Annotated in this window: 10 protein-coding genes; 9 read left to right on the top strand and 1 reads right to left on the bottom strand. The window is 41.9% G+C overall.

The window, feature by feature from the left end; all coding sequences use genetic code 11:
- Positions 1-39 precede the first annotated feature (39 nt).
- Complete coding sequence (locus SD449_RS18620; protein ID WP_318312762.1) at positions 40-597, bottom strand: RNA polymerase sigma factor; 558 nt, start codon at positions 595-597, stop codon at positions 40-42.
- Positions 598-1,170: 573 nt separating this feature from the next.
- Here SD449_RS18620 and SD449_RS18615 point away from each other — a divergent pair.
- The 9 genes from SD449_RS18615 (at position 1,171) to SD449_RS18575 (ending at position 12,121) form a co-directional block, all read left to right on the top strand.
- Positions 1,171-3,363, top strand: coding sequence for a PAS domain-containing sensor histidine kinase (locus SD449_RS18615; RefSeq protein WP_318312760.1), 2,193 nt, complete (start codon positions 1,171-1,173; stop codon positions 3,361-3,363).
- A gap of 139 nt (positions 3,364-3,502) precedes the next feature.
- Positions 3,503-4,864, top strand: a complete 1,362-nt coding sequence (locus SD449_RS18610) for a TolB family protein (protein WP_318312759.1) — start codon at positions 3,503-3,505, stop codon at positions 4,862-4,864.
- A 24-nt stretch (positions 4,865-4,888) separates the two neighbouring features.
- Positions 4,889-6,289 carry a Gfo/Idh/MocA family protein gene (locus SD449_RS18605; protein ID WP_318312758.1) on the top strand — a complete coding sequence of 467 codons (1,401 nt, stop codon included), beginning with the start codon at positions 4,889-4,891 and terminating at the stop codon, positions 6,287-6,289.
- A gap of 189 nt (positions 6,290-6,478) precedes the next feature.
- Entirely contained in the window at positions 6,479-6,748 is a 270-nt protein-coding gene (locus tag SD449_RS18600) for an ArsR/SmtB family transcription factor (RefSeq protein ID WP_318312757.1), read from the top strand.
- Positions 6,749-6,785: 37 nt separating this feature from the next.
- Positions 6,786-7,823, top strand: a complete 1,038-nt coding sequence (locus tag SD449_RS18595) for an LLM class flavin-dependent oxidoreductase (protein ID WP_318312755.1) — start codon at positions 6,786-6,788, stop codon at positions 7,821-7,823.
- Positions 7,824-7,921: 98 nt separating this feature from the next.
- Positions 7,922-9,562 (top strand): tetratricopeptide repeat protein, encoded by a 1,641-nt coding sequence (locus tag SD449_RS18590; protein WP_318312754.1) that lies wholly within the window; start codon positions 7,922-7,924, stop codon positions 9,560-9,562.
- A 340-nt stretch (positions 9,563-9,902) separates the two neighbouring features.
- Complete coding sequence (locus SD449_RS18585) at positions 9,903-10,691, top strand: sterol desaturase family protein (RefSeq protein WP_318312752.1); 789 nt, start codon at positions 9,903-9,905, stop codon at positions 10,689-10,691.
- A 23-nt stretch (positions 10,692-10,714) separates the two neighbouring features.
- Positions 10,715-10,876, top strand: a complete 162-nt coding sequence (locus SD449_RS18580; RefSeq protein ID WP_318312751.1) for a hypothetical protein — start codon at positions 10,715-10,717, stop codon at positions 10,874-10,876.
- Positions 10,877-11,131: 255 nt separating this feature from the next.
- A complete protein-coding gene (locus tag SD449_RS18575) occupies positions 11,132-12,121 on the top strand; it encodes an alpha/beta fold hydrolase (protein WP_318312749.1) in 990 nt (329 codons plus the stop codon).
- Positions 12,122-12,176: the final 55 nt, after the last annotated feature.

Here is a 12,176-nt window from a genome sequence, read left to right as displayed (position 1 = left end):
TTAGATCAAGAATATTGAAGGTAGTAATCCGTGAGATGGCTAAAGAAAACTGGTAAGCTGGGCCCTAAGACGTTTCATTGCCTTGGCCATGTGCACCTCTACGGTCTTGATGGAAATATGGAGCTGTTCGGAGATTTCCCTGTATTTGAGTCCTTCCCTTTTACTCATTATGAAGACTTTTTTGCACTGTTCGGGAAGATTGTTGATTTCCTTTTCCACTCTTTTAAGCCGTTCCTCGAACAAAGAAGTATCAGCATCCGTCAAATCCAAATAAGCCTGTTCTTTTAAAGTTTCGAGAAGCTCAAATTCTTTTTTCTTCTTTCGTTTGGAGTCGATGAACAAATTGTAGGCTACCTTAAAAATATACCTTTTCAATTTGCTTGTTTCAATCTGCAGTTTTGATCGATTGTCCCAAATTTTTATGAAGGTCTGCTGAGCAAGGTCCTCAGCCATTTTTGGATTCCCTGTAATGGCCGTCATATAATTGCAAAGTTCCCTATGGTATAGCTTAAAAAGGTGGCCATAGGCATCTTTGCAGCCATTTTTTAACTGCTCGATCAAGTAAGATTCACTATCAAAGCTATTTTTATGGTTCATTTTTTCGCCTTTCTTTTAGTCATATGACATAAACATGGTTGCAAAATTGCTCGGTCCCATGTTTGTTTAGTCATAAACCTTTATTTTCTGAACTGTTGGCCTAACCAATTTTCAATAAATGGATATGCCGCGGTCATTAACGAAAAAGTGCCATGTCTGACGAATCCTCTCCAATACACATTAGAGCGGATTTAATAAAGGAAAGTTGTATTAATCCTTTGCTGGTTATAAAAAACCAATAGAAATACTACCAAAAAACTTTAACAAATTATAAAAAAATCTTTAAATAATATAAAACTGTTGATTTTTTTTGAAATCCTTTATCCTTTTAATAGCATCTAGATTTTTGCTCTATCCATACTTGAAGGCCAAAGCCTAAGAAATCCTACTTGAAAAGTTCTTGAGGAATCTTCATTTGAAAGTATCGGTTAAACATCAATGTGCTTTAATTGACCGATATTGAAAAACGACAAAAAATGTCATTTCAAGAAAGCCTAGAATTGAAGACCGGGAGCACCAAAATTATTGTAGGTTTAATTTTGATTTAATATTTTAGATTGAAACTTCCCTTGAATGACCACCAACCAATCAACCTTTCACGATACCTCCATCCCTTTTGCCATTATAGATGAGCAGGAAAAAGTTGTCGATTTCTCCATACAATGGCTAAATCAATTCAAATTAAGCCCTGACATAACCGGAAAAGGTTTTTTTGAGATAATGCCGCAATTGCCCGATGAATTGAAAGAAGACATCAAATTATGTTTGGACGGCATCGAACATCGGTCGGGTTCCAAAAGGTTGACCTTGGAAAACGGGTATTCCAAATGGTACGATTGGAAAACAAGTAGCATACACGTGGACCAGCATACCCAAGCGAGCGTTCTCATAATTCTCGAGGATATTACACATAAAAGATTGGAGGAGGGCCTTATGATCAAATCCCAGCAAGTGGTACGTATCGGTGGTTGGGAGGTCGATCTTGTCCAAAAAACCATTTATTGGTCGCAAATCACCAAAGAAATTCACGAAGTACCTCAAGATTATGTGCCCGATTTGGAAAAGGGCATTTCATTTTATAAAGAAGGATATAGCCGGGAGACCATTACGAAACTTGTGCAAGAAGGTGTGGAACATGGAAAACCTTGGGATACCACATTGCAAATAGTTACTGCCAAGGGCAAGGAAATTTGGGTAAGGGCCATTGGGGAACCGGAAATGATCAATGGCAAATGTGTGAGGATCGTCGGGACTTTCCAAGATATCAACAAACAGAAAAAAACAGAAATTGAATTCAATAAGATCAGTGAAAGGTTGTCATTGGCCACCCGAACCGCTGGCATTGGAATTTGGGAGTTTGATATCGTAAACAACCAAGTACATTGGGACGAGAACATGTATTTATTATATGGTCTTGACAAAGCAAATTTTGATGGAGTCTATCAAGCTTGGGAATCTTGTGTGCACCCAGATGACAAAGAGCAGATTTCCCGAGAGGTGGGCGATGCCATTAACGGAACTTCGGATTTAAAAAGCATATTCCGGATACAATGGCCCAATAACGAAACAAGGTGGATCAAGGTAGAAGCAACGGTTGTTCGCGATTCCGATGGAACCGCCATAAAAATGATCGGCATCAATGAGGATATCACCACATTAAAAACCACCCAGCTCCAATTGGTAAAAAGCGAGGAATCGCTACAAGGAACCTTGGAAAATTCATCAATAGGTATGGCCTTGGTGGGACCAAAAGCTGAATTCCTAAATGTTAACCAAAGCCTGTGCAACAGTTTGGGATATACCAAAGATGAGCTCCTGAAACTAAAGTTCCAGGACATCACGCACCCCGAAGACCTTGAAATAGATCTTTCCTTGTTAAACGAACTTATTGAGGGAAAAAGAAGTACCTATCAAATTGAAAAAAGATATTCTAATAGAAACGACCGAATCGTCCATGTAATCCTCACCGTTACGGCCGCAAGAAATATCCACGGACAAATATCCCATTTCATATCGCAAATTGTAGACATTACGGACAGGATCAAAGCGGAAAAAAAATTAAAGAACCTTCTTGAGCTGTCTACCAACCAAAACAACAGCTTGTTGAATTTTGCCCATATCGTATCCCATAACCTAAGGTCACATGCCGCCAATTTAACGATGATCTGTAGTTTTTTAATGGATGAGACCCTTGGCGAGGATGAAAAAATGGAGAGCTTGGGCATGTTGTCCAGGGCTTCCAATGGCCTTAATGAAACCATTACACACCTCAACGAAGTGGTTCAGGTAAAATTAGAAACGGACAAAAAACTAAAGTCGATACAATTGTCCTATGTAGTCAAAAAGATATTGATGGACATCCAGGCCATTATCGATAAAAACAATGTGCAAATCAATATTGAGGTGCCGGAAGAACTGAAGGTAAAAGGGGTTTTGGCCTATCTGGAAAGCGTTGTCCTAAACTTGGTTTCCAATGCCATAAAATACAAAGATCCGGACAAATCCATCAATACCGTATCCATCAAAGCATGGGAAAACGAGGAACATGTCATTTTGCAGGTAAAGGACAACGGATTGGGAATAGACCTGGACAGGCATGGCGAAAAGATTTTTGGCATGTACAAAACCTTCCACAGAAATGAAGATGCACGGGGCATTGGTCTCTTTATCACAAAAAACCAAATTGAATCGATGGGAGGACAAATAACCGTACAGAGCAAACCATTGGAAGGTACCGTTTTTGAAGTCAGCCTATCAAAAGGATAGGTTGTTCATTTTCATTGCTTCACCATTTTGCAAGAACCTTAATTGCAACCCGAGGGAGTACAAACCATAAAATCCAACGGTTCTTTTTTAAGGAACTAAAATGTATCTTTATGCCGCACCAAAACTAAACAACCTTATCATGAAGATATTTTTTCATCTTCAGGAATGCCTTTTTCTTCCTAATTCACTTCGGTTACAAAAGCTTTTCCTGGTCCTTTTTGGGATTTTCCTTTACCCTATTTTAAATGCCCAACATGTGGAAGATTCGCTGGCCATTATCAAACTATTGGAAAAAGAAGGGCTCACCTGGAGAACCGGGGACAAAAAAGAGCATGCCGAATGCTGGCTCGAGCGGCCCTACAGTCGCGTTATGGTATCCACAGCAAACGGGCGCACCATAGATGTGCCGGTACAGACCATGATAGACCCTCCACAAAATATGATAGGCAACGGAGGCTTTGCCTTCCATTCCAACCATAAGATAAAAATCGATGACCATGTTGCATGGGTAAGCCACGACGAGGTATCCGTGGACACTGCCGGTAAGGAATCGCTATCTTTTGAAATCCGATTGTTGGAAAAATTCAAGGGAGAATGGAAAATGGTCGGTCAGTCCATCCACTCTTTTGATCATCCCCCGGAAAACAAAATTGATACCACCAGCTATATACAAACGGTTGACATTGAAACTGGGAGAATCGAAACCGTACTGAACATAAACAAGCATTTTGAAGCCCCAAACTGGCACCCGGACAATTATTTGATTGTCAACAGTAAGGGCAAGCTATACACCTTACATCTAGAAACAAAGGAATTGAAGTTATTGGATACCGGCTTTGCAGATCAGTGCAATAACGACCATGGGTTCTCTCCCGACCACAAATGGTTGGCCATAAGCCATAATGATAGGACAGACCCTTCTACCAAACCCTATAAATCCGCAATCTACGTGTTGCCCATTGAGGGGGGAACGCCCAAGCGGGTAACTTCGGAGGTTATGTCCTTTTGGCACGGATGGTCTCCCGATGGAAAAAGATTGGCGTATTGTGCGGAACGAAACGGCAACTACGATGTGTACACCATCGATGTGAATGGCGGAAAGGAAAAAAGGCTTACCACGGCCGATGGTCTGGATGATGGTCCCGAATACTCCCCGGACGGAAAATACATTTATTACAATTCCTATAAATCCGGTCATATGCAGATCTGGCGTATGTTGACCAATGGAAAAAAACAAGAACAGTTGACGTTTGATTCTAATTCCAATTGGTTTCCCCACCCCTCCCCCGACGGTAAGTGGATCGCGTACATTGCTTATACTTCAGACCAAAAACAGGAGCATTTGTTCGGGAAACAAGTAAAATTGAGGCTCATGAATGTCGAAACAAAAGCCATAAAAGATATTACACCGGTTTTTTACGGAGGACAGGGTACCATTAATGTACCTTCATGGAGTCCAGATAGCAAAAAAGTGGCCTTTGTCAGTTACTCGGTCAACTAGTTCAGTTAGAATAATCCAAAATCAATGAAAAAAGAGAACTCAAATAAAAGAAGAAAGTTTTTACGCCAGATCGGAGCCACAACATTGGCTTCCGCCGCTACCCCATTCGCATCTTTTGCTGCTCAAGAAAAAGCCGAAGAACGCATATTGCGATATGAAAAGGGATTTGGCTCCAACGATAAGGTAAGAATAGGTGTAATCGGATATGGTGTCCAGGGCCACTTAGACCTTTCAACCGCACTACAGGTACCCGGTGTTGAGCTTGTGGGTATTTGCGATCTGTATCCCGGACGATTGGTCAATGCGAAGGAACAGTACGGAAAAGACCTTTACACCACAAGAAGCTACAAAGACTTGTTGGACAGGGACGATGTGGATGCCGTTCTTATTTGTACTACGGATGTCTGGCACGCGCAAATTACGCTGGATGCACTGGCCAAAGGAAAGCATGTTTATCTGGAAAAACCCATGATCCACAAGATCAGTGAAGGCTACCCCATTATGGAAGCCGCCAAAAAATCGGGCAAGGTACTACAAGTGGGTAGCCAAAGGGTGAGCAGTGTTGGCTATGCCAAGGCCAAGGAACTTTTGGCGGCAGGAGAAATCGGAGACCTCAACATGGTGCAGGCCGCATGGGACCGTCAGAGTTCCATTGGGGCATGGCAATACACCATTCCTAACGACGCCAGCGCAGAAACCACCGATTGGGATACCTTTATTGAAGTAACCGATAAAATGGAGTTTGATGCCAAAAAATTCTTTTGGTGGAGGGCCTTTAAGGAATTCGGTACCGGTGTTGCGGGCGATCTCTATATCCACTTATTGAGCGGCACCCATTTTATTACCAACTCAAAAGGTCCGGAAAGTATTTACAGCACGGGGCAGTTCAGCTATTGGAACGATGGCAGAAACATGCCAGATGTGATGTCCGGTGTGATGCAATATCCAAAAAGTGAGGAACACCCTCCTTTCCAGTTGAACCTGCAAGTGAATTTTATCAGTGGGACCGGCGGACAGGAAGTCATAAAATTGATTGGTTCGGAGGGAACCATGACCATAAATAGGAACGATATTACCGTAGGGTATAGCAAAATGCCAGAAGCCCCGGGCTTTGGGGGTTACGATTCGGTTTTTACCTTTTCACAAAAAATGCAGGAGGAGCTTAAAGCAGATTATAATGCCAAATGGACCAAAGAACAGCAACAGCGAGAACCCAAAGGCGATGTAATCTATAAGGCTCCTGAGGGATATAGTGACCATTTGGACCATTTTGCCAATTTCTTTGATGCCATCAGGACAGGTAAAACGGTAGTAGAAGATGCTGAGTTCGGATTTAGGGCGGCAGCTCCCGCATTGGCCTGTAATACCAGCTATTTTGATAAAAAAATAATGAACTGGGACCCCAAGACCATGAAATTGGTTTAAAAAGCGAGGTGTTCATTTTTAAAGAACTAAAGTCAAGGAGGCAATGGACAGTTGCACATCATCATAAGGATTTATGCTGATTAACTGTTCATTGTCCCCAAAACAAACTTTATGATCAAATTAAGACCTTAGATTTTTCCCTAATCCAATTTATTGATACATTTACATGTTTCAATATAATTTATCATTTTGGATCTAAAGCAGGTAGAAAAAATATCGAAGGCATTGAGCGATACCAATCGCCTTAAAATCATAAAGGCCATTCAATCGTGCGAGGAAAAACTGGAGTGCAGTGCCATTATCTCGTTCTTAAACCTATCGCAGCCATCGGTAAGTCATCATATCAAAAAATTAGTGGATGCGGACTTGATCATGCCACAGAAAGAGGGCAGGTTCTATTTTTACTCCCTCAACAAAAAAGTAATGGACAGTTACTTGAACGCACTCCAAAAATTATAATTTTTTATTTCATCAACACATCGATATATATAAATATATGGATCAAAAAAAGAAGATTGCCTATTCCATTTTAGAACTTGCCGTTCTCCCAAAAGGCAGCAGTATACCTCAAGTTTATAACAACACAGTTGCCTTGGCGCAAAAAGCGGAAACCCTCGGATTTGAGCGTATTTGGTTTGCGGAACATCATAACATGCCCGCAATTGCCAGTAGTGCTCCCGAAATTCTGATCGGTCATGTGGCACAGTCCACAAAGACCATCCGTGTGGGTTCCGGCGGGGTCATGTTGCCCAACCACTCCCCTTTTGTCGTCGCGGAAAAATTCGGGACCTTGGGCAACCTGTTCCCCGGCCGTATCGACCTAGGCCTGGGCAGGGCCCCGGGAACGGACCAGCAAACAGCCCATGCCATAAATCCCGGATTTATTGGCGCTACCCACTCTTTTCCCAATGATATTGAAAAAATACAAACCTATTTTTCCCCGGAAAACAAGTCTGCCAAGATTCGGGTAACCTTGGCCGAGGGTGTCGATGTGCCCCTTTACATTCTTGGTTCGAGCACCAGCAGTGCGCACTTGGCGGCAGCAAAAGGCCTGCCCTATGCCTTTGCCAGCCACTTTGCCACGGCCCAGTTGTTTGAGGCACTGCGCATATATCGAGAAAAATTCCAGCCATCAAAAGTCTTGGAAAAACCGTATACCATGGCGGGTATAAATGTGATCATTGCGGATACGGATGAAGAGGCAGAACGCTTGTACACCTCAGCTTTACGTTTGGTAATCAATATATTGTCCGGCACACCGTCCGAGCATATCGAGCCACCAACCAAAATGTCGACCAGTTTACAAGAAGTCCGTCAGCATCCCTCCATCATGCAGATGACGCGTTATTCTTTTATAGGCAGCAAAAACACGGTCAAAAAGCAGGTTCAGGACTTTATCGATGAAACCCATGTGGACGAAGTCATTGTATCATCCATTATGTACAGTCCAGAGGACCGGATAAAATCAATGGAAATTTTTGCGGAAATTATGATGGAAATCAACGAAGGCTCCAAGGTCCCCGTGAAATCCTGAATTCAACCAGCATACCAGGTCTATTTACATTAAAATGAACCTGTTGTAAAACCGGGCAAATCGTAATTGATTGTATATTTGTTCAAAATCAACCGGCCTTGCGAGTATTCGTCATTGCAATCGTATATCTTTTCTGTAGCCCTTTACTATTAGGGCAACAAGCTGCATCAAATCTGCCTAAAAAAGATGTAGCGACCGTTGATAGCCTGAACCAACTTGGCTATGACCTTTGGATCAGAGATCCTTCCCGATCCGTAGAATTGGGCCAAAGGGCCTACACCATGGCCTCGAAGCTCCAATATGAAAAAGGGGCGGCTTTTGCCAAACGTGTTTCCGGGGTGGCACATTGGACCTTGGGAGAGCCAAAACAAGCACTTTTTGACCTTTATGAGGGCCTAGATCTTTATGAGGGCCTTGAAGACCTTGAGGGCGTTTCCAACAGCAAGCTCAACATTGGAATGGTGTACGCCGATATTGATGAGGATTCCTTGGCATTGAAACAGTTCCATGAGGCTATAAATGGTTTTACCCAGCTAAAACTGGATGACAGGATTGCTACTGCCTATACCAAACTAGGAACGCTACAATTGGAAAATGGAAGACTGGACAAGGCCCATACCAATATTAGCAATGCACTGAACATTCACACAAAGAACAACTTTGAGTACGGTATGGCGGAGGCCCACAACCGATTGGGAAGGGTTTATTTGGAACAGAACAATCTGGAACAGGCCGATTATCATTTAAGGCAATCCTTGACATTGGGAAGAAAAATAGATGACAAGGATGGACTGGTGAGCAATATTTTACAATTTGGTAGAATGTTCGCCCTTCAGCAGGAACATGAACTGGCCGACATGCACTTCAAGTTAGCTTTGAACAGGGCGGACCAAATGAACCTGAAGAATTACAAGCTGGAAATATTAAGGAATCTTGCCGAGCTCAAAGAACAGGCCCAAGAGAACGATTCGGCCCTTTTTTATTACCAACAATATGTGCATTTAAAGGATTCCCTTTTTACGCTCAAAAAATCACGACAAATAGCTGGTCTCGAATTTAGGAATGAAATTCGGCAAAAGGACAATGCACTTGTGGAGCTATCCAAAAGACAACAACTCAACAAGACCATTCAATGGATATTGATAGGGGGTATCTGGATCGTTGCCCTGTTGTCCTTTTTTCTGATCAAAAGCATAAGGCAACGCTCAAAGAGCCAGAAGCAATTATTTGAGCAACAAAAAATAATCGCAGAGAAAGAGCTAGAAAACCAACAGTTGAGAAGTATGGACCTGGAAGGGGAACTGGATACAAAAAACAGGGAGCTTACCTCTTATGCCATGAACTTTGTGCAAAAGAATCAGTTGTTGGAAGAATTCAAGGATAAAATACAGGAAGCGAAGCAGTCTGGCGCCCAGGGAAAAATAAACAAGATACTTTCGGAAATGGAGCGTATCATCAAAATAAACCAGGGCAAGGAAAAGGATTGGGAAGACTTTAAACAACATTTTGAAAATGTGCACCCAGAGTTTTTTATCAACCTAAAAAGGAAATATCCTGATCTTAGCGCCAATGATTTGAAAGTTGCGGCCTTGACCCGACTTAATTTATCCATAAAAGAGGCGTCCAACATTCTGGGAATTTCCCCGGAAAGCACAAAAACTGCTCGATACCGCCTCAGAAAAAAGATGGATCTTGCTCCAGAGACCGATCTTTTCGACTTTTTGATACAACTGAGCTAGCTATTTTAAGCTATTGCTTTACAGTTGTTTAACAAAAAACACCATCCCATTTGTCTACCTAATGTCTACCTACATTCATAGATGGTCTACTTCTAATTAGGGCACTGTACACTCCTTGTACAGCAAATTTTGATAATCCATAAAACTGCCTGCCTAAGTTTGCACCCTCAAAAATCAGCGGAGCATCCGTGTTTATTCATTAATCAAAAAATCAATTCAAAATGAGACGACAGTTATTTATTCAAGGCTACCAATGCAACCAAGGGTTGCCGGCCATCAAGACAAGAAAAAAAGTTGAGTTCTATTCAAAATTCAAGTCGAAAATTTAAAACAGATAAAAATGGAAACCTTATCTAATTTACCGACACCTTTAGAAATACTTTTAGACCCGATTTCCCTTGTGGTTTTGGGCATGTACGGAAGTTTAATGATTTGGGAGGCCCTGTTTCCCGCGAGAGAACTTCCGAAGATCAAAAACTGGAAAGTTAGGGGATTGCTGAGCTTCGCGGTCTTTTTTTACCTATCCAGTTACCTCCCTATTATTTGGGACGGATACATCTCCCAATATCAAATTTTTGATCTATCCTTTTTGGGCGACCTTGGCGGCGCCTTGGTAGGGGTTCTCATTTATGAGTTCGGCCTATTTATTTGGCACTATGCGCTGCACAAAAGCGATCTTTTATGGAAGGTATTCCACCAAATGCACCACAGTGCGGAACGGGTGGACACTTATGGCGCTTTTTATTTTAGCCCCATGGACATGGCCGGATTCACGCTTTTGGGAAGTCTGTGCCTAGTTGGCGTGGCAGGCTTTACACCAGGCGCATCCACCATCATTTTGCTCACAACGGTGTTCTTGGGAATTTTTCAGCATAGCAATATTGTAACCCCGCAATGGATAGGATACATTATCCAACGTCCTGAAAGCCACACTATACACCATGCCAAGGGTATTCACGCCTACAATTATTCGGACCTGCCTATTTACGATATCATTTTTGGCACGTTCAACAACCCAAAGGGATATTCCCACGAAACAGGATTTTATTCTGGAGCTTCAAAAAGAATCAAGGAAATGCTTCTTTTTAGGGATGTGAGCGAGGACAAAGATCAAAAAAAGAAAAAATAGAAATCCTGAAGAAAATTATAGTATTGCCCATAACCATTATTTGTTTGTCCTCTTGTTACTCGGACGATATATCGGGGTCAGACGTTATGGTCTCGGAATCGAGAGAACTCAACGCCTTTACAGAAGTCTCTGTTGATGGAACCTTCAACGTTGCGGTCACAAAAGGTGATGCACAAAGTGTTTAAGTTACGGCCGATGACATTGTCATCGGCTTTGTAAAAACGTAAGTAGTGGACGGTTCTCTCAAAATTTAGTTGGCTTCCGGACAGAATTATTCCAATATGGATATAATTGGTTCTGGGGAAGTTGAAGTGAACCGTAAAAACGAGCTTTTTTCAACTAGTAATGGCAGTGCCAAAATATTTTATAAAGATTCCCCTTCAATCACCACAAATATTGAAGGTAGCGAAAAGGTAATCAACTCTAATTAATAATCTAAAATGAACAAAATAAAACTAGCCCTTGTTTTGACCATCTTGGTATGTTCAAAAATATGGGCACAGGTACAAATTGCCAAGTTTGGTGACTACACCCTGAAAAACGGGGAAATACTGGAAAATGCAAGAATAGGTTACCAAACCTACGGAAAACTGAATCCGGACAAAAGCAATGCGATTCTGTTCCCCACTTGGTACGCAGGAACGGGTGAAAGCCTTAAACCATATATAGGAAAAGAAACCATGATCGATACCACCCAATTTTATTTGATAGTGGTGGATGCCTTGGGCAACGGAGTTTCATCGTCGCCCTCCAATAGCAACATCAATCCTCCCTTTCCTAAATTTAGTATCAGGGATATGGTGGACCTACAACACAAACTGGTGAAAGAAGTCTTGGAAATTGACCATCTTTTTGCAGTAACGGGAATTTCCATGGGCGGTATGCAGACCTATCAATGGATGGCCTCCTACCCCACTTTTTTTGATAGGGCAATTCCCATTGTCGGGTCACCTCACTTGTCCGTCTACGATCAATTGAACTACGAAATATTCAAAAATGTGTTGAAAAATGAGATTGACACCGATAGTAAATCCCCAACCTTTTTAATGTTGGAATATGCTTTGGGGCTTACTCCTCGGTATTTTGATGATTATTCCGGAACATTTGAGGATTTTATGAAAGGTATTCGGGAAGAGGCGGAACAATATTCGGTTGATGATCTTTATAGCCAAATGATTGCTATCTCTAATCATAATGTGCAAAAGACCTTGGACGAACACAACGCCAAAAACTTGGCTGAACGGTTCCGTGGAGACGTATTGGTCATCTATTCGAGTACGGACCACTTGGTATCACCAATGGGCAATTTAAACGATACAAAAGGTTTGAAGGCTCAATTTTTGGATTTAAAATCCAATTGTGGTCACTATTCCTTTTCATGCGATATCGATCAGATCGGCGGTGCGGTAAGGGAATTTTTAAATCAGTAATCTACCCCTTGATCAAAATTATTTCTGTTGGGTGCTATGTTGTTGTCCGCTGAAA

This window comes from Flagellimonas crocea, assembly GCF_033441595.1.
Classification (GTDB): Bacteria; Bacteroidota; Bacteroidia; order Flavobacteriales; family Flavobacteriaceae; genus Flagellimonas; species Flagellimonas crocea.
This window is presented reverse-complemented; position numbering and strand designations above follow the sequence as displayed.

What these genes read in the sequence shown, in the direction of transcription:
- SD449_RS18575 (WP_318312749.1), top strand. Translation starts at nt 11,132, where the DNA reads ATGAACAAAATAAAACTAGCCCTTGTTTTGACCATCTTGGTATGTTCA.
- SD449_RS18585 (WP_318312752.1), top strand. Translation starts at nt 9,903, where the DNA reads ATGGAAACCTTATCTAATTTACCGACACCTTTAGAAATACTTTTAGAC.
- SD449_RS18620 (WP_318312762.1), bottom strand. Translation starts at nt 597, where the DNA reads ATGAACCATAAAAATAGCTTTGATAGTGAATCTTACTTGATCGAGCAG.
- SD449_RS18595 (WP_318312755.1), top strand. Translation starts at nt 6,786, where the DNA reads ATGGATCAAAAAAAGAAGATTGCCTATTCCATTTTAGAACTTGCCGTT.
- SD449_RS18605 (WP_318312758.1), top strand. Translation starts at nt 4,889, where the DNA reads ATGAAAAAAGAGAACTCAAATAAAAGAAGAAAGTTTTTACGCCAGATC.
- SD449_RS18615 (WP_318312760.1), top strand. Translation starts at nt 1,171, where the DNA reads ATGACCACCAACCAATCAACCTTTCACGATACCTCCATCCCTTTTGCC.
- SD449_RS18610 (WP_318312759.1), top strand. Translation starts at nt 3,503, where the DNA reads ATGAAGATATTTTTTCATCTTCAGGAATGCCTTTTTCTTCCTAATTCA.